14 protein-coding genes and 3 pseudogenes are annotated in these 18,209 nt (G+C 39.4%); 8 read left to right on the top strand and 9 right to left on the bottom strand.

The window, feature by feature from the left end:
• Positions 1-42: 42 nt before the first annotated feature.
• On the bottom strand, positions 43-1,359 hold the full coding sequence (locus ACFE93_RS03870) for a response regulator (protein WP_375472096.1): 1,317 nt from the start codon (positions 1,357-1,359) through the stop codon (positions 43-45).
• Between the two features lie 656 nt (positions 1,360-2,015).
• On the opposite strand from ACFE93_RS03870, the gene ACFE93_RS03865 reads away from it, so the two are divergent.
• Positions 2,016-3,050, top strand: a complete 1,035-nt coding sequence (locus tag ACFE93_RS03865; RefSeq protein WP_375472095.1) for a terpene synthase — start codon at positions 2,016-2,018, stop codon at positions 3,048-3,050.
• Between the two features lie 243 nt (positions 3,051-3,293).
• On the top strand, positions 3,294-4,685 hold the full coding sequence (locus tag ACFE93_RS03860) for a cytochrome P450 (RefSeq protein ID WP_375472148.1): 1,392 nt from the start codon (positions 3,294-3,296) through the stop codon (positions 4,683-4,685).
• Positions 4,686-4,783: 98 nt separating this feature from the next.
• Here ACFE93_RS03860 and ACFE93_RS03855 read toward each other — a convergent pair whose 3' ends face one another.
• The 3 genes and pseudogenes from ACFE93_RS03855 to ACFE93_RS03845 form a co-directional block, all read right to left on the bottom strand.
• The gene (locus tag ACFE93_RS03855; protein WP_375472147.1) at positions 4,784-5,833 is read right to left on the bottom strand and encodes a sensor histidine kinase; all 1,050 of its coding nucleotides are present in this window, start codon (positions 5,831-5,833) and stop codon (positions 4,784-4,786) included.
• Between the two features lies 1 nt (position 5,834).
• A pseudogene (locus ACFE93_RS03850) lies at positions 5,835-6,950 on the bottom strand (protein kinase); the annotation flags it as partial.
• A gap of 388 nt (positions 6,951-7,338) precedes the next feature.
• Positions 7,339-8,004: a response regulator gene (locus ACFE93_RS03845; protein WP_375472094.1), complete on the bottom strand. Its 666-nt coding sequence runs from the start codon at positions 8,002-8,004 to the stop codon at positions 7,339-7,341.
• A gap of 234 nt (positions 8,005-8,238) precedes the next feature.
• Between ACFE93_RS03845 and lipA the strand changes: the two genes are divergently transcribed.
• Together lipA and ACFE93_RS03835 are read left to right on the top strand one after the other, a co-directional pair.
• Positions 8,239-9,153 (top strand): lipoyl synthase, encoded by a 915-nt coding sequence (gene lipA / locus ACFE93_RS03840; protein ID WP_375472093.1) that lies wholly within the window; start codon positions 8,239-8,241, stop codon positions 9,151-9,153.
• A 187-nt stretch (positions 9,154-9,340) separates the two neighbouring features.
• Positions 9,341-9,478 carry a photosystem I protein PsaX gene (locus ACFE93_RS03835; protein WP_104907558.1) on the top strand — a complete coding sequence of 46 codons (138 nt, stop codon included), beginning with the start codon at positions 9,341-9,343 and terminating at the stop codon, positions 9,476-9,478.
• A gap of 21 nt (positions 9,479-9,499) precedes the next feature.
• On the opposite strand, the gene ACFE93_RS03830 is transcribed toward ACFE93_RS03835, so the two are convergent.
• On the bottom strand, positions 9,500-10,366 hold the full coding sequence (locus ACFE93_RS03830) for a branched-chain amino acid ABC transporter permease (RefSeq protein WP_375472092.1): 867 nt from the start codon (positions 10,364-10,366) through the stop codon (positions 9,500-9,502).
• A gap of 208 nt (positions 10,367-10,574) precedes the next feature.
• On the opposite strand from ACFE93_RS03830, the gene hrmK reads away from it, so the two are divergent.
• Both hrmK and larE read left to right on the top strand, forming a co-directional pair.
• The gene (gene hrmK, locus ACFE93_RS03825; protein ID WP_375472091.1) at positions 10,575-12,425 is read left to right on the top strand and encodes a hybrid histidine kinase/response regulator HrmK; all 1,851 of its coding nucleotides are present in this window, start codon (positions 10,575-10,577) and stop codon (positions 12,423-12,425) included.
• A 94-nt stretch (positions 12,426-12,519) separates the two neighbouring features.
• Positions 12,520-13,347 (top strand): ATP-dependent sacrificial sulfur transferase LarE, encoded by an 828-nt coding sequence (gene larE, locus ACFE93_RS03820; RefSeq protein ID WP_375472146.1) that lies wholly within the window; start codon positions 12,520-12,522, stop codon positions 13,345-13,347.
• Between the two features lie 25 nt (positions 13,348-13,372).
• Here larE and ACFE93_RS03815 read toward each other — a convergent pair whose 3' ends face one another.
• Entirely contained in the window at positions 13,373-13,729 is a 357-nt protein-coding gene (locus ACFE93_RS03815; protein WP_375472090.1) for a DUF4864 domain-containing protein, read from the bottom strand.
• Between the two features lie 67 nt (positions 13,730-13,796).
• Positions 13,797-14,852, bottom strand: coding sequence for an SGNH/GDSL hydrolase family protein (locus tag ACFE93_RS03810; protein WP_375472089.1), 1,056 nt, complete (start codon positions 14,850-14,852; stop codon positions 13,797-13,799).
• 604 nt (positions 14,853-15,456) lie between these two features.
• On the opposite strand from ACFE93_RS03810, the pseudogene ACFE93_RS03805 reads away from it, so the two are divergent.
• Positions 15,457-15,534: pseudogene (locus ACFE93_RS03805) on the top strand (hypothetical protein); the annotation flags it as partial.
• Positions 15,535-15,766: 232 nt separating this feature from the next.
• Positions 15,767-15,961 (top strand): hypothetical protein, encoded by a 195-nt coding sequence (locus ACFE93_RS03800; RefSeq protein WP_292740248.1) that lies wholly within the window; start codon positions 15,767-15,769, stop codon positions 15,959-15,961.
• Positions 15,962-16,034: 73 nt separating this feature from the next.
• On the opposite strand, the pseudogene ACFE93_RS03795 reads toward ACFE93_RS03800, so the two are convergent.
• Both ACFE93_RS03795 and ACFE93_RS03790 read right to left on the bottom strand, forming a co-directional pair.
• Positions 16,035-16,941, bottom strand: a pseudogene (locus ACFE93_RS03795) (DNA-methyltransferase).
• Positions 16,942-17,122: 181 nt separating this feature from the next.
• Positions 17,123-17,995, bottom strand: a complete 873-nt coding sequence (locus ACFE93_RS03790; protein WP_375472088.1) for a hypothetical protein — start codon at positions 17,993-17,995, stop codon at positions 17,123-17,125.
• Between the last annotated feature and the right edge of the window lie 214 nt (positions 17,996-18,209).

Raw genomic sequence — 18,209 nt, 5'->3', positions numbered from 1 at the left:
ACATTTATTTATTATGTTGATAAACGTAACTTACTATAATTATTAAATGGGAAGTTTAATGATAAACTCTGAACCTTGCCCTATTGATGAATTTACCTCTAGAGTTCCTCCATGTTTTTCAACAACAATTTGACGGGCAATTGATAACCCTAATCCTGTACCTTGACCCACAGGCTTGGTGGTGAATAAATAGTCAAAGATTTTTTTTTGGATATCAGCACACATTCCTATGCCATTATCTTTAATCTTAATCAAGATATATTTATCTTCAGTAAGAGTAGTTTTAATCAAAATTTGATTAGGATTTGCTTCAATCTCCATATAGTTAAGTCCTACATTCGACTCCTCTAAAGCATCAATAGCATTAGCTAATAAATTCATAAATACCTGATTTAGCTGTCCGATAAAACATTCTAATTCTGGCAATATATCGTAATCTCTAATTACTTGAATATCGGGTCGAGCTTCGGATGCTTTTAAACGGTGTTTGAGAATCATAATTGTACTATCTATGCCATCATGAATATTGCAAGAAACTTTGCGATCGCTATCTGCTCGATAAAAGGTTCTCAAGCTGGTACTAATGTTGCGAATGCGCTGAACTCCTTCTTTCATTGAGGAAATTAAATTAGGTAGATCGGCAAGTATATACTTCAAATCTATCGCTGCAATTTCCTCTTGAATTTCTGAAACTGGATTAGGATAGTGCTGCTGATAGAGGTCAATAATGTTAATCATGTCTTGGAAATATACTGAAGCGTGTCCAAGATTGCCATGAATGAAACCAACTGGATTATTAATTTCATGAGCAACTCCTGCTACTAATTGCCCAAGGGCAGACATTTTTTCTGTCTGCACAAGCTGGAGTTGAGACTCTTGTAGGTCTTTTAATGCCCTAGACAAAGCTGCTGTCCTTTCTACAACTCGTTTTTCTAAAGTTTTTGTGAGATTTCGTAATTGCAGATGGGTTTTAATTCTAGCTAATAGTTCTTCTGCATGAAAGGGTTTAGTAATGTAATCAACTGCCCCTATATTTAGACCCTTTACTTTACTATCAGTATCAGAATTAGCCGTCATAAAAATTATGGGAATATCACAGGTTTCTGAGTTATTTTTTAGCTTTTTACAGGTTTCAAATCCATCTATCCCCGGCATCATGACATCTAATAAAATTAAATCGGGTAGTCTAGATTCAACCTGTTTAATTGCTTTTTCTCCATTATTTTCTGTGATAACTTTAAAACCTACATTATTTAATATATTAAAGACAATTTCTAAATTAGTAGTAGTATCATCTACCACTAAGATTAAACTATCTTTTGGGTTATAAAGCATTTTCATATCTGGTTTTTCATTCATATATTTAAATTAGTTTTATTCATTGTTAGTTATTCCCTATTTGCTCTGCGATCGCAGCTAAGTCACCTCTATTTTATTGGCAGACTGACTGCAAATCTATTGTCTGACAACCCTATAGTTCCCAAAAACTCTGATAACAGCAACATTCTCAGACTAAATTGCCTACAGCTTTTTGCTGGGGCGATCGCTAATGGACATCAATCACCAATTTTAATTTTCACCAAAGTTCAAAATCCTCTTTTATAAAGGCGATCGCTATAAAATTACTTATTATTACCCTTGTTTTTTAGAAAATTAGCGCTAACTAAGAATAATATTTTTGATACCCTAAGTTAATCTTTTCAGTTAGTCAACAGTATTTATCATGAATCTTTATACATTTAACTATATTTTTATCAAAATTTAAAAAATAAATATAGTTACAGATAATTACGGTTAGTTTTTTTTTTAAAACATTCAACAATATTAGTTAAGTTTGAAAACACTCATATAGATTTACACACCACTACAGTGACGTAAATATAATTTACACACTGTATAACATGTTGTGTTCTAGCGATCTGAGTTTTTTCAAAAAATTTTCATAGGCTTTCTTTGAGTCTCTTGATTTTGTTCTCCTGTAATTAATGTTTGTTACTTCTAACTAATATATTTTTATGAAGGAACTACTTTCCTCTGATTTATATTGCCCATTTTCAGCCCATATCAATAAACATGTTGATGTTTTAGAAGAGTATGCTCTAGAATGGGTAATTCGTTTTAACCTACTGGCAAATCAATCAGTTTACCGACGTTTCATCAAGTCAAATTTTTTTAAGCTAGTAGCAGGCGCTTATCCTTACTGCGATCTAGAAAAAATCAAGATTGCCAGTGATTTGTTCAGTTGGCTGTTTATTTGGGATGATCAATGTGATATGTCAGATTTAGGCCAACAACCTGAAGCACTCAAGCTTTTTCACCAAAGATTTATTGAAGTACTAAATGGAGCAGAACTTACAAGCAACGATATACACCTTAGCTATGCTTTAAGTGACCTACGACAACGGATGCTTCAGATAGGAAGCATAAAATGGTTCCATCATTTTGTTTTTAGCTTTGAGGAATACTTCGCCGGATGTGTACAGGAAGCAAGTAACCGCGCACAGGGAATTATACCGGATATTGATACTTATATCAGAATACGGAACTTAAGTTCGGCGGGGGATCTTACCGTAGTGTTGATTGAATTTTGCGATCAATTGCTGATTCCTGATATTTTACGACAGCACGACATCTTCAAAAAACTCAAGGAGAAGACAATTAATATTCTTGCCTGGTGTAATGATCTCTTCTCGTATTCTAGAGAAATGGCAAGTGGTGATGTTCACAATCTAGTATTAGTATTGCACTATCAACAGCAACTATCTCTAGAAATAGCGATTAAGTGTGCAGTCGATATCCACGATCGAGAAGTACGAGAACTGATCGAATTAGAAGCATGTCTGCCATCTTTTGGAGAAGAAGTAGATGCTGAACTTGCAAAGTATATATCAGGAATGTATGCCTGGATACGCGGCAATCTCGATTGGTACTTTAATTCCGATCGCTATCAAACTATAGAAAGGCTAGAATTAGTAGAAACCTTGGAGCTAGATAAATCTCAAAGCAATATGCAAGTACTTTCAAACATGAAAGTTTTATTACCATCATAAGGAAAACTATACTATCTCAGCGAAGATTTTTCACGATGCTCCCAACGATTTTGATAAAGAGTGGTTAGGAGCATCTAAAATTTTACTGCTTCAAAGTTAATCAATATTACTCCATAACTAACAATACAAAAGTATAGCCGTAGTCATGTAGGTTAGGACATAATGACAAGCGTGAATGTCAGGAAGAGTAATGTTTTTACCTCCTGCTTCCTGCAATAACGCAATTTCAGTATGAAAAATCAAATGCAACTACCTAATCCACTAAAAATTCCCTCTTTAATCCAGAAAATCCAGTGGGTTGCAAACCCCGTTAGTTTTATGGAAAATGCAGTTCAGCAATATCCTGACATTTTTACTGCTGAAGTAATAGGTTTTGGGGAGACTGTGGTTTTCGTGAACCATCCTCAAGCAATTAAGGAAATTTTCACTAACGATCGGAAGAAGTTTCTATTCGTTGGGAAAGTGAACAGAATATTTGAACCCTTAGCTGGGGAATATTCACTCCTGATGCTGAACGGTGAACGCCATAAACGGCGGCGACAACTCACAATGCCTTCCTTTCATGGCAACAGAATGCGAGCCTACGGTTCTTTGATTTCTAATCTCACCGAACAAGTCTTTAGTCAGTTACCGCTAAATCAGCCCTTCTTAGCTCGTACTACAATGCAGGAAATTTCTCTGCAAATCATTTTACAAGCTGTCTTTGGCTTGCATAAAGGAGCACGTTACGACAAAATCAAACACTTAATGGCGTTGCTTCTCGATCTCTTTAGCTCACCCTTTACTTCTAGCTTCCTTTTTTTCCCTTTCCTGCAACAAGATTTAGGAGCTTGGAGTCCTTGGGGATGGTTTCTACGTCAACGGCAACAAATTTATGAATTGCTTTACGCTGAAATTGCCCAACGCCGGGAAGAACCCAATCCAGATCGCATCGATATTTTATCCTTGCTGATGTTAGCGCGGGATGAAGCGGGTAATCCGATGACAGATCAAGAGTTGCGTGATGATTTGATGACACTGATGGTAGCAGGACATGAAACAGTGGCAACAGCAATGGCTTGGGGATTGTATTGGATTCATCATTTACCGAAAGTCCGAGAGAAATTGCTTCAAGAACTTGATTCTCTCGGTGATTCCCCAGATCCCATGAGCATTTTCCAACTACCTTATCTCACAGCTGTTTGTAATGAAACTTTGCGAATTCACCCGATCGCAATGTTCGCATTCCCCAGGATAGTCCAAGAACCCTGTGAACTACTAGGACATCCTTTAGCTTCTGGAACGTTACTAGTTCCCAGTATTTACCTGACTCATCAGCGTGAGGATTTATATCCCCAGCCTCAGCAATTTAAACCAGAACGGTTTATAGAACACGAATTTTCTGCCTATGAATTCTTGCCCTTTGGTGGTGGAGTTCGTCGCTGTATTGGTGAAGCTTTGGCTATGTTTGAAATGAAGCTAGTATTAGCAAAAGTACTGTCAAGCTATCAACTTGCTCTAGCTGGTAAGCGGCCAGAGCATCCTCAACGTCGAGGTTTTGCACTTGCGCCTGCTAATGGAGTCAAGATGGTAGTTACAGGACGACACGTGCGTGAAGAGTCTCAAGTGAATATGACAACTACACCCGTCTTTTAGTAATCTGTCAGAGCGATTTTAATGAATATTAGAAACCCAGTTTTTGGGACAAATTGGGTTTTTAGCACTCTTAGATTTGGGCTTGACAGATTACTAATCTAGCCCTCTAACTGTTGCATCGGTATCTCAATAGTAAACTCAGTCCCCTCTTTTGGCATAGAATCACAGGTTAAACTACCCTTGTGTTTATCCACAATAATCTGATAGCTAATCGACAACCCCAACCCCGTGCCACTTCCTACAGACTTGGTGGTAAAAAATGGATCAAATATTTTCTGCTGCACCGCTTTTGTCATACCAGAACCGTTATCGGCAATCCGAATTCTCGCCGTATTAGAATCTATTAATTCAGTAAAGATGTGAATTTTTCCTACCTTATGAGAAGCCGCTGATGCATCTATGTCCTTTGTTATTTGTTCTTTGTTATTTACCAATGATGGATGATTAATGACAAATGACTCTTCTAAAGCATCAATCGCATTACTTAGGATATTCATAAACACCTGATTAAGTTGACCAGGGTAACAGATAACTTCCGGTAATTTACCGTATTCTTTGATGATTTCAATTTCTGGAAAATTGCTCTTTTCTTTAAGTCGGTGCTGCAAAATCATTAAGGTGTTGTCTATTCCCTCATGAACATCTACAGGCTTCATCTCAGATTCATCTAGGCGAGAAAAGTTGCGTAAGCCCAAAACAATATTTCGGATACGCGAACTCCCCACTTTCATTGAATCTAGAATCTTTGGCAAATCTTCTGCTAAAAAATCTATGTCAATCTCCTCAGTTTTTTCCTCAACTAAAGGCGAAGCAAGGGGATATTCTTGCTGATAAATAACTATCAAATCTAGCAAGTCTTGGACATACTCACTAGCATGATTAATATTGCCATGAATAAAGTTAATAGGGTTATTTATTTCATGAGCAATTCCCGCCACCATTTGTCCCAAAGAAGACATTTTTTCACTTTGAATCAATTGAATTTGGGTACGTTGCAATTCTTGTAAAGCTTGTTGTAAACAGTGATTTTTGTCGTTGAGTTCTTGGGTTCTTTCCTGAACTTTTCCCTCTAGAGTATGGTTGTATTCTTCCAAGCTTTCTTTAGCTTGTGCTAAATTTTTATAAAGAATAGCATTCTCTAGTGATATTGCGGTCAAATTTGCCTTTAATGAAGTAACTACGCTGCCGCACAATAGGTTTGTGGACTTCATTGATCGCGGCAGTTTTGCCAATGCCAGAGAAACCTGCGACTAATATCATTTCTGTTGCCCCATCTGTTACACGCTTAAAAGCAGCGAGTAGGGTTTCAACTTCACTTTGGCGACCGTAGAGTTTTTCGGGGATTACGAAACGGTCTGAGATGTCTCTCACACCGAGTTCAAAGGGTGCAATATTTCCTGTTTCTTGCCATTGGCTTTGGCACGTCTCCAAGTCATGCTTTAACCCCCAAGCACTCTGATAGCGGTCTTCGGCATTTTTTGCCATCAGTTTGCTGATGATGTCAGACAAAATTGGCGGAATATTGGAGTTAATCCGACTGGCTCTTAGCGGTTGTTTGGCAATGTGTGAATAAACTAACTCTGTCGGATCTTTGCTGGTGAAGGGTAACTGTCCAGTGAGGAGCTGAAAGAAGGTGACACCGAGGGAATAAAAATCAGTGCGGTAGTCAATACCTCGGTTCATCCTTCCGGTTTGTTCTGGGGAAATGTAAGCCAGAGTACCTTCTAAGATGTTGGGATTCGTGAGAAATTGAATTTCTCTTGGCAGAAGGGTGGCAATACTAAAGTCGATGAGTTTGATTTCATTTGTGGTAGGGTTGATGAGGATGTTGGCAGGCTTGATATCTTTGTGAATGATGCGATCGCGATGTAGTCTTTCTAGGGTAGAAGCAATTTTAATCGCAATGTGGAAAAACTCCTTCAGGGAAAGCCAGTTTTCCTTTTTTACCTTGTCCTCTATTCGCCAGTTTTGTAGGGAAATACCGCCAAAATCTTCTATCACTAAGACATAGCTGTTACGGTAATTTTCTAAGCTATAGGTTTTGACTATGCCAGGAAGATCGAGGTTTTTGGTGATGATATATTGATTTCGGAACTGAGCTATTTCCGTAAAGGTAGGATATTCATTCCGCATCAATTTGAGAACGACTGATTTTTGGTCTTCTTCTCTAATACCCCGATAAACCAGGGTTTTACTGCCTGAGTAGATTTGTTCAGTAATGCGATAGCCAAGAAACGAATATAATGTATCCAATACTACTAACATTGCGGACTATGCTCATAATTATTGTTTCTATGGCTTATTATTCCCGCGCAAAGACTATCCTCATCATGAAATAGGATTTTTTTGTTTAATTTGTATTAGAAAATATGACTTTTAATATATTTTTCTTACTAAATATCTGAATCTTGAGCTGTAGCGTTTTCTCATCAAGTTAAGTAAATATCAAAACCTCAACCACAACCCCTCTTTGAACTTACGAAGAGGGAAGATAAAGTACAGCTTTACCAGGCTAAGGTAAAGCTGTACCTCACTAAATAATGATGATTTGTCAACATAAGTGTTTTTGAACTAACTATTTTTATCCGCTTTTAATCGGACACCAGTATAGATGGTGTATTTTTGGCTGCGATAATAATAACGAGCACAAATACTACTTGATTTTTTGTTTAATAAAAGTCACAACCTGAGTTAGCTGTTTCTTCAAACCATCAATTTCTGCTTGCATTTTGACAATTTTCTCATTCAATGCATTAATTTCTGCCTCGGAGACTCCCCCAGTACTGGGGGTTGCGACGCTAGGGGTTGCGATGCTGGGGATTGTGACACTAGGAATTGCGACGCTAGGGGCTACTACCGTACTATTGGTGACATCAGAGGTTGATGATGTACCATTTTTTACGGAAACTCCTGTTCCTACTGAAACTAGTTCTGGACGTGGCTGTTTCGCCTTAGCCATAGCTAACTTAATCGCGCCAATTAGTTGTTTCTGATCAAAAGGCTTGCCCAAAAATTCAAAATATTCAAATGGTTCTGTGATTTTCTCAGTCACCTCTTCCTTGCGACCAGACATGATCACTAAAGGAATTTTCCTTAGTTCCGGATCGGCTTGAACTTTCTGGAAAACTTCCCAGCCACTCATTTTAGGCAACAGGAAATCCAGCATAATCAGACTGAGTTTTTCCTGAAGGATGAAATTTAGTCCTTCCACACCGTCTTTTGCTTCCAGTACCTCAAAATTGCCCGGAGGCAACATTTCTCGTACTTTTACCCTGACAACTGTAGTGTCATCGATAACTAAAATCTTGTTGCTTGCCACGACTGTTTGCTCTAACAGAAACTATAAGTGTAAATAGCGGCTTTGCCGATTGTCCTTGAGAATCCTCCCACTATATACATAATTTCTAGCAATTGGGGGATAGTATATTTCGGTATAAATGACATTGCTAGAGGTGTTTTGCAAAACTTTTGCTCGCGCTCTTTTCAATTTGTGTCATGGTGATATTTAATCAACAGACCACTACATCTATATCCGCATCTTGCTGGGATGTCTATGATTTCGTCACAACAAGCCGACCTAAAGTCTGAAATTACGGCAATGCCTAACTGGCTACGTCGCCCAATTGGCAAAGCCAGTGAAATCTCTACCGTACAACGCATTATTAAGCAGCGCCAAATTCACACAATTTGCGAAGAAGGACGCTGTCCCAACCGGGGAGAGTGCTATGCTCAAAAAATTGCAACTTTCTTACTAATGGGGCCTACGTGTACACGCTCTTGTGCTTTTTGTCAAGTAGATAAAGGCCATGCACCGATGCCTCTTGATTTAGATGAACCTCAAAAGGTAGCACAGGCGGTGCAGCTTTTGGGATTGCGTTATGTGGTGCTGACTTCTGTAGCCCGTGATGACTTGCCCGATCAGGGGGCAGGGCACTTTGTGAAGACGATCGCGACTATCCGCCAATTGAACCCAGAGACTCAAATTGAAGTGCTGACCCCAGATTTTTGGGGTGGTGCTGGTGTTGGAGAGTTAGGTCAACGCCAGCGGATAGCGATGATTGTCAAAGCCAAACCAGCTTGTTTCAATCACAATATTGAGACAGTGCAACGGTTAACTGGCCCAGTGCGCCGGGGAGCCAAGTACGATCGCTCGCTCTTGGTGCTGGCTACGGTTAAAGAAATCGATTCGACAATTCCCACCAAATCAGGTTTGATGCTGGGACACGGAGAAACACTTGATGAAGTCATTGAAGCAATGGCTGATTTAAGGACTGTGGGGTGCGATCGCTTGACTATTGGGCAGTATATGCGTCCTTCTCTAGAACATTTGCCAGTCCAAAAATATTGGACTCCAGAGGAATTCGATCAACTCGGCAGATTAGCATGGGAAATGGGATTCAACCATGTTCGTTCTGGGCCTCTGGTTCGCAGTTCCTATCATGCTGGAGAGGAGGGAGTGGGGAAGTAGTAGTACTGAGTGCTGAGTGCTGAGTGCTGAGTGGGAAATCTTACTTCTTTACTCAGAACTCGGAACTTGGAACTCGGAACTGTTGTGCCCAATTCTTAACTTCACACAAATATTCTTAAAGAATTTGAGTATTTGGTACGCCAGTTTGGTATTTCTTAAAAAGTCATGACATAAGGAGAATCGCATTATGACTGCTAAAGCTAAGAATTCCCCAGTTGCCGACAGCGGCGCTAAACCTCCCTACGCCTTTCGCACAGGGTGGGCACTGTTGTTGTTAGCTATTAATTTCCTGGTAGCAGCCTACTATTTCCACATTATTCAATAGTTAGAAGTGGAATGGTGCTGCTTAAATCGTTCCTTTGAATAAACCTTTGGGACGAATGAGCAGCACCAAAATCATGATCAACAGTGCAACACCTTGTTTATACTGTGAACCCAGCCAAGGAGTGCTGACTTCCTGGACGATGCCAATGATAAAAGCTGCTGCGATCGCACCATAGGGGTTGCCAATCCCACCAAGAATTACCGAGGCAAATAATGGTAATATTAAGAACCATCCCATATTCGGGCGCACGGCTGTAATTAACCCATACATACTGCCACCCAATGATGTAAGAGTGCCAGCTATTAGCCAAGTCCAGAAAATTACTCGGTCAACATTGATACCTGAAACCCTGGCTAAGTCCAGATCGTCGGCAACTGCTCGCATCGCTTTACCAATTTTGGTATTTTGCAGCAGGTAATGCAGCGCCAAAATTGCTAGCACCGCCAACCCTAATACTAATAATTGATTTTGCGGTATCTTTAAACCCAAAATATCTAAAGCCGGAGTAACAGGTAAATTATAATTTTGGTTCTTGCCGCCCCAGATAAAGATAATTCCATTGCGAAGAAATAAGGCAAGTCCGATAGAAATAATAATCAGCGTAGTGGAAGTAGCACGGATAGAGCGCATTTTTGACCATAGTAACTTTTCTGATAACAGCATTGCTGCTACTGTTCCCGCCGCCGCTAGGATCATCGACAGCCAAATATTGACTCCAACGGTGTTTATTAGCCAAGTCAGATAGGCTCCTAAAGTGAGAAAGTCACCATGAGCAAAGTTAGATAGCCGTAAAATTCCATAAGTAAGAGTCAGTCCGACTGCGGCTAGAGCAATAATACTCCCCACCGCAATCCCATTAACGATTAGTTGGGCGAATTGTGCATCCATAAGTCTTAAGTTGCGTTTAAAAAATTTTAGGTTAGTGGTTCATACAATAATTTTTTTTTGGACTAGCTGCTAAACTCGACATCATAAGTTATGGTTTATAACAACATAAGTTATCGTTTATAAATAAAAAAGAATTGTCCGCTAATATACATAAAATCCTGTTGGGATTTTTATGCGTAGCTAAACTTGTTCAGCGGTCTAGTTGACCATGCAGCAGTACTCAAGCTTACCAGACCAGAACTCACTGATAGATGCAACGCCAAAACTTTTGACAACAATTGAGCAACTTCGCGCGCAGCTGTGGCTGGAGAGCAGCTTAAACCAGTTGCAAAGTCGTCTTAATGATTGCTTGCTTTCTGCTTGTAACACTGTCCCACAGACAGAAGCCGCACAAGCGGAAATTTTCCAAACCGTGGTTAACGAGATTAACAGTGCTGTTCACAGTAGTAGTCTGGCACTTACAGAATGTGCCGTAGGCATCGCTATGTGCCAACCACAAGAAACTGTTGCCACAGTTTGCTATGTTTCTCGTTCTCCATCCCCAAATTCACCGCCTTTATTTCTAGAAGTGCTGACAGCAGAAAAAAAGCTGCTATTGAGGTTGCAAGAGGTCATAAAACTTCAAGATTTGCAACAGCTTGAGAATCAACAACTACCAAGCGCTTGGCGGTTAGCTGATGATTCTGGCAGCGTTATGGGCTGGCTAATTATCGCCACAGCGCCCCTAAGCTCTGATCGTGAGTCACGCATAGAATCACAAGCTCAACTCAGATCGCAATTGATGGCAAGGTCTGCGAAGTACTGTACTACAGCCTTGGTACAACTTAGACATATCTTATCTTGGCAGCAACAATATCAACAGTTAAGTAACTCTAATCAAGAATTAGAGCGCACCAATCAACTGAAAAATCAGTTTTTAGCAAATACCAGCCATGAAATTCGCACACTGCTTAATTGTATTACTGTGCCAGTTTACATGCTTTTAACCCCAGGGTTTGAACCAACTAAAGAAAGCCAGCGAAACTATTTAAATATCATTCAGTCTAGTGGCAAGCACTTGCTAGCTCTGATTAATGATATTTTGGATCTTTCTAAAATTGAAGCAAATCAGCTAGCAGTGAAGTGGGAAATACTAGATGTAACATTCGTATGTGACAGTGTTTTCGCACTAGTGAAAGAGAAAGCTGCTGATAAGGGTTTAAACCTACGTCTAGAAATTGACCCCGATATTACAACCCTAGTAGCTGATGATTTGCGACTCAAGCAAATGCTGTTGAATTTACTCTTGAATGCCCTAAAGTTCACCAGTGAAGGAAGTGTTGGCTTAGAGGTTGTTCTTGAAGGTGTATTTGTGCATTTTACAGTTTGGGATACTGGCACTGGCATTTCCCAAGAAGACCAAGTTCAACTGTTTCAACGCTATTTTCAAATTGCCAAGGCTGATGGTGTTGAAGGTACTGGTTTGGGTTTAGCACTGACTCAAAAACTCGCCCAAATTCACGGTGGTTCTGTGAAAGTGGAATCTGAAATAGATCGCGGCTCCCGTTTTACCCTCATACTTCCCCTTAACCAAGAGGCGGGAGTGGGAAGAGTACAGGAAGCAGGGGAAGCAAAATTTTCCTCATCTCCTCAGCCTTTGACACCTAGTTCTTCTAGAGAAATTTTGCTGGTAGAAAATGATTTACCCAATGCTGACTTGATACAAATTTATCTAAGTAAATTGGGATATCAGGTGACTTGGGTTAAAAATGCTGATGAGATGTGGGAAGCTCTAACACAGTTAGATCCAGCGGTAATTTTAATGGATGTTTTTCTGGCAGATGGAAATGGTCTTAACTTGGTGCAACAACTGCGAGAACATCAGCAATATCGGACGATTCCGGTAATTGTTCAAACAGCAATGGCGATGAAAGGCGATCGCGAAACCTGTCTAGCAGCTGGAGTAAATGACTATATTTCTAAACCGATTGATTTACCGCTTTTAGCCAGTCTGGTGGCCAAGTACAGTCAAGCACCAACCTTGGTTGATGGGGAGTGGGGAGTGGGGAGTGGGGAGTGAGGGAGACAAGAAGAAACTATGCCCAATGCCCCATAACTAATGACTACAATATAAATGATTGGGTGCTATAGGGTTTTGGCAGGATTGGGAAATGATGCTGACAGAAAAATTTGAGCAATTAAGAGCCTTATTTAGAGAAATGGAGCAGGCGTTGATTGCCTACTCTGGGGGCGTTGATAGCACTTTGGTTGCCAAAATTGCTTATGATATGTTGGGCGATCGCGCTTTGGCTGTCACGGCTGTTTCTCCTTCGCTGTTGCCAGAAGAGTTGGAAGACGCGAAAATCCAAGCTGCAACTATCGGGATTCCTTATAAAATCGTCCAGACTCACGAGATGGAAAATCCCAATTACACCTCTAACCCTGTTAATCGCTGTTATTTTTGCAAAAGTGAGTTGCACGACACTCTCAAACCTTTAGCTTTACAGTTGGGTTATCCCTATGTAGTGGATGGCGTAAATGCTGATGATTTGCATGATTATCGCCCAGGAATTCAGGCAGCGAAAGAAAGAGGGGCGCGATCGCCTTTAGCAGAAGTGGGTGTCACCAAAGTAGAAGTTCGCCAACTTTCGCAACAACTCGATTTACCTTGGTGGGATAAACCTGCTCAACCTTGTCTCAGTTCCCGGTTTCCTTACGGTGAAGAGATTACTGTCGCTAAGTTGCAACGAGTCGGTAGAGGAGAAATTTTCTTAAGAAAGCTAGGTTGGCAAAATTTGCGCGTGCGATCCCAAGGGGATACAGCACGTATTGAATTACCACCAGAACAAATCAAAGAGTTTGTGTTGACTAACGATTTACAAACGTTAGTTTCGGCATTTCAAGATTTTGGATTTATCTACGTAACCTTAGATTTAGAAGGTTATCGTAGCGGTAAGTTGAATCAGGTTTTAAATAGGGAAGCCTTGGGCGTTAAAGTATAGGATTTTAGTTGTATAAATATAGAGTTTATTTATCTTCTAGAGAAACTAGGAAGCAACCGTTAATTCTCCAGATATTATTGGGCTGTTTTTCCATAAAATATAAAGCCCTCAAGGGAACTCCATCAGGAGCAAGTAGCAGGACTGGTTGAGTTATATTTCCCTGGATGGTTGTTATCTTCTCAAAAAAGACAGAACGAGGACGATATACTGCTGCATAGCTTGTCTTTACCATCTGCATAAAATTTTCTGGGGTTCTGAATTGCGCCTGAATCGCCGGACTAGCATAGGTAAAAGCACTTTGGGCATCATCTTTTTTAAAAGCTGCCAATTGGTATTCAATTACAGAACGTATGTTGATGGCATCGATATCAGGAACTTCCATAAATTTAAAAATTGCGTAGGCGCAGCCCGCCCTTAGACATCGCTCCAAGTGTCGGCAAAGCGATTGCTCAATTCTCAAGCTGAGTGAGCTTGTATTCTATCTGCTGTAGTGCCGTTCGCCACACATCATATCCCTCTTGAGACAGGTGCAACCCATCTGTGGTCAACTCTGGACGCAAATTGCCTTCCATATCCGTAAACCAGCTATAAATATTGAGATAATTAGCACCTTCTTGTTTAGCAATCACGGTTAGTTGGATGTTGATGTGACGAATGCGGCTATTGGAAATTTTTGCTAGACGAGTAGGCAAAATTGATTGGACAATGATTTGAGCTTGGGGGTGAGCCTGCCGTAAACGACGGACAATTCGGCGATAATTACGCAAAATTGTTTCATCAGTAGCGCCTTTTCGTAAGTCGTTAATCCCAGCCATGATGTAAATTACATCTGGCCGCGTTGCCGAAAATGCTCCCAATCTTTTTAAAACGCCACTAGAAGTATCTCCAGATATGCCTTGATTCAGCCACAACTTCCCAGCAGGCAGTTTTTCTCTGGGAAACCACATACTCAAAGAATCACCAACTAAAATACTTAGATGATTGGCTCCTTGACCTTGAGCGATCGCTCTAGCTTCTAAAGCTAATAAACTTTTCCAGTCGTCATAAGTTAGTTGACGTTTCTTGATCGACTCCCACAATGATTGCAAATTATCACTATCTACGCGTGTATAAATCTGACCTGTTTTCAGAGCTGCCAATCTTTGGTAGTAAAGTTGATTTCCAGATGTCAATAAGAGGCTAGTTGCTTGGGCGCTGGGGTTGAGTGATGACTCTGTTGATACTGGTAATGCCTGACTGCTGAATTCTGGTACGCTAGAGACGTTTTTCTCACCTACTATTGGCTGCGAACTTTTTAGGGGTTGGAACGCTTGACCGCTGAGTTCTGGTAAGGAGAGATCGACGCTATTGATAATTTTTGTACTGGCTATTGTCTGCGAACCCTGTTTTAAATCCCACAGGAATCTAGAACTTTCTGGCAGGACAATTGACAGATGTGGAAGAGCCGATGCTGGTATTGCTAATCCTGTTAACAAGCCTGCTGCCAACAGATAAGGGTCCCTCATCGCTTTCTCTCTCCTCTACTCACTACTTTTCCATATCACGGCATTAGTTGCCTGTATTCAGGAAAATTTTACTTCGGTTAAGTTATTATTCTTATTTACGCTGTATAGTTCTGTAAAGCGTGTTCATGAGATTATATTTGACAATTTACGATCTCTTTAAAGTACGGTTTTCCCGGTGGTATACAAATCTTATTTGTGAGAATACTTCTACTAAAAGCACTGTTTTCATCAGCCCACTACTTTTTCTAACTCAGTTATTACAAATATTACTAGTGTTTGCAAACTTGGCGATTAGTGATTGATTTTTAAGGATCTCAGGACAGAGGTTTTTGCTTTTGATATTGCTAGTATGTGAAATAACCATCAGATTTTAGGTTTCTAGATTTCAGTCAATTGTCGCGATCGCCTGAGAGTTGGCTAGACCGAGAATGCCACGGGAGTACTTCGACAGTTTTCACTTTGTCATGTCAAATTAAGCAGTGCAAATGCACCAGTTATTAAAGATGTGATTAGTTCAGATTAAAGTTTTGATAACTAGCACAAGTGAAAGCATGGTCACTAAAATAAGTTTCTGACAATTTTGGGGTAATTTGCGACAACAGTTTACTTTACTACTATATACAAATTAGCTCGTACCTTTAATGTGACGATTGAGGACTTAGTGAAAATTCTGGAGAAATAGGCAAAAGTTTAACTGTTGAGAATATTGATATCATACGATGATGTGTCCTTAATGAGCAAGTATCAGATTTGCCATACTAAGAATTTGAGAATTACCTATACATAATTTGAAATTTATGTTTACTCATTGAAGTATGAGTTGAAACACACTTAAATTAAGTTTTAACTTTAGAGAATAACCTCATTGAAAGTGCTAAGATTTAGGCTGAATCATTAGTGTTTCCTTTTCTTCTGTGGCTAGAGCTAGTACAGCGATTGGTGTCAGTCCGATTATTAAAGAGATTGTGCAAAAACAGGCACATTCCACACGTTTGACCCTGAAAGAAGTTATTCTAATGGGGATGTTAGCTATTGATAAACTAGATGATCGAGGTCGTCAAGAGCTAGCCGATCAAGTTCATCAAATGCAGGTAAATGGAGAGATTTAATTGAGTAGCTATGAGTTAAGAGTTATGAGTTATAAATTTTAACTTCTCACTCCTGACTCTTTACTTAATTTAATTATTGGCTAAATCGATAACGACTTCTCATTAGATAATTTTCATTAATTTCAAAAGATATCCATCGACGTTGCAAAGTTTCAGCAACAAAGCCCGTTGTATTAGAACCTGCAAATGGATCTAATACTATATCACCTTCATCAGTTAAGAATTTGATGAAGAACTCGGCGAACCCTTGAGGAAAACGTGCTGGATGGGGTCTAATTTCTGCTGTTTTGCAGCGTCCTAAATAAGCACTATTCAATTCAGTATTAGCAATTTCTAGTAAATTTGACAAAATTGCACCTTAGTTATCTTTTTGAAATTTATCAGAAATATTATGTCCACTAGGACATATTTTTGCTTTATAGCCATTTATTGAGTAATTGTTTCATACTTTGGCTATAGGGCTTTAAAACTTTTTTGTTATCTGCTTTAGGATTCGGTGTTTTAGACAACCACCAAACTGTATTTACTGAGTCCTTCACACGAATCCGTCTGATTGTCACCCACTCAGCTGGGCTTGGCAGCCGAGCTGGATTATAGTGGTAAAATTCTTGAGCGAGAAAGAAACCTACTTCTTTGCATAATCTTACTAAAAGTTCTTATTGGTAGATACTCCGCACCGGATTACCAGGTAAGTAAGCACCACCTAAATCTAGTACGAATAAGCCATTCTCTGCTAGTACTCTTTTCAATTCGGATGCAAAAGGTAGGAACCACTCAATATATTTTTCCGCAGTTTCGTTACCGTATTCTTTTTTTCGTGTCAGACCAAATGGAGGTGAGGTAAGAATTAAATTAATACTATTATCATCAATAAATTTAATAAGTTTAAGACTATTACCTAAATATGCTGCACCGTTCTGCTGGGTATAAGAGGGATTAAAAATTATTTTTTTTGGTGGCGTTATGGGTTCTTCTTGCAAGAGTGATAAAATTATCTCATTTTTTATAGTTATAACTTGTTTTGGTATTGTCTAAGGATTTAATTTTAAAAATTATTTTTTAACGCAGAGGAATACAGAGGGAAGCGCAAAGTAATACAGAGGAGTATATGAACTTCAGACTTTTAATTAGCCTAGTAAATTAGATAGTGCTAAATATTTTCTACACTGGAATGATTTTTTTCATAATACAGACAATTTTACCATAACCAGGATTTCCAGTTAGCCCTTGTAAATTATTATGCTCTATATCTTCAAGTGATCCAAGCTTACTTGTCCATTTACCAGTAAATAGTTGTCTAGCAACGTGAGTTGGTACTTTATTGGAATTAGCATATATTGCTATTCTTTGAAATCCCTCTTCTAAAGCATCACCTTGACAAACTTCATAACCAAGTGTTTTAAATGCCTCTATAGTTTCCTCTCTGGGAATACTCAATGGCCAATAAAACTGATGTTGAATATCGGGCCACCACCATGTTTCATCATCCTCTGCTGCCCAAGCAATACAGTTGTAATCAATTGTATCTGGACTGGTAAGTTTGTATCCATAGACAGTGAGGTTAGGATAATCACGCTCAATTTTTTCTGTGACAAAAAGAACACGAGAACGTGTAAATAGACGTTCATGATCCCGTATCACTTCGATTGCTTTAGAAGTAACACTAAGTACCCCATCAAACTCTAAAAAAGTAGTCAATCGATGCTCAAGTTCTTGTTTTTGTTCGTCAGAAATATCTGGAAGTTCTTCATCATCCTGAACAGCCTGACTAATGCTCTTTACCAAGTCATCTATCGATGCACCAGTATAATCTCGAAAGTTGTATAAGGAAATTAAGGCTTCTATGACATCTACTACTTCTTCTACAGTCAAAACCTGAACCTGTGAAGCCACTACTGATGCTAAATCCTCAATAACTAGCGATGGCGAGGCTTGTCTCAAAGCATCAATTAATTTTTCTACAGTTTTGCTGTCTATGCTTAAGAGTTGTTTGAACCCAGGCTTATATTTTTCTGGGATTTCCAGTTCTGCCATATTACTCCTGCCCGACTACCATAACCCAAGACTCTTGGTTGATCAAAAAATAACTTGAAAAAGACTGCAAAACTGTGTGATACCAGCCAGAAATCGGGTTAAAACTTACATAGTATTTTTTAATAAAACTTTATTTAGTACCAAATCAGGGCAAACGCACATCTAAATGTTGGCAAAGTGGTAAATAGAGGTGAGTTCGTAGTAGTACAAATAA

Origin of the sequence: uncultured Nostoc sp. (assembly GCF_964247315.1) — a bacterium.
Taxonomy (GTDB): Bacteria; Cyanobacteriota; Cyanobacteriia; order Cyanobacteriales; family Nostocaceae; genus Nostoc.
This window is presented reverse-complemented; position numbering and strand designations above follow the sequence as displayed.

What these genes read in the sequence shown, in the direction of transcription:
- ACFE93_RS03870 (WP_375472096.1), bottom strand. Translation starts at nt 1,359, where the DNA reads ATGAATGAAAAACCAGATATGAAAATGCTTTATAACCCAAAAGATAGT.
- lipA (WP_375472093.1), top strand. Translation starts at nt 8,239, where the DNA reads ATGATTTCGTCACAACAAGCCGACCTAAAGTCTGAAATTACGGCAATG.
- larE (WP_375472146.1), top strand. Translation starts at nt 12,520, where the DNA reads ATGCTGACAGAAAAATTTGAGCAATTAAGAGCCTTATTTAGAGAAATG.
- ACFE93_RS03830 (WP_375472092.1), bottom strand. Translation starts at nt 10,366, where the DNA reads ATGGATGCACAATTCGCCCAACTAATCGTTAATGGGATTGCGGTGGGG.
- hrmK (WP_375472091.1), top strand. Translation starts at nt 10,575, where the DNA reads ATGCAGCAGTACTCAAGCTTACCAGACCAGAACTCACTGATAGATGCA.
- ACFE93_RS03815 (WP_375472090.1), bottom strand. Translation starts at nt 13,729, where the DNA reads ATGGAAGTTCCTGATATCGATGCCATCAACATACGTTCTGTAATTGAA.
- ACFE93_RS03810 (WP_375472089.1), bottom strand. Translation starts at nt 14,852, where the DNA reads ATGAGGGACCCTTATCTGTTGGCAGCAGGCTTGTTAACAGGATTAGCA.
- ACFE93_RS03865 (WP_375472095.1), top strand. Translation starts at nt 2,016, where the DNA reads ATGAAGGAACTACTTTCCTCTGATTTATATTGCCCATTTTCAGCCCAT.
- ACFE93_RS03790 (WP_375472088.1), bottom strand. Translation starts at nt 17,995, where the DNA reads ATGGCAGAACTGGAAATCCCAGAAAAATATAAGCCTGGGTTCAAACAA.
- ACFE93_RS03860 (WP_375472148.1), top strand. Translation starts at nt 3,294, where the DNA reads ATGCAACTACCTAATCCACTAAAAATTCCCTCTTTAATCCAGAAAATC.
- ACFE93_RS03835 (WP_104907558.1), top strand. Translation starts at nt 9,341, where the DNA reads ATGACTGCTAAAGCTAAGAATTCCCCAGTTGCCGACAGCGGCGCTAAA.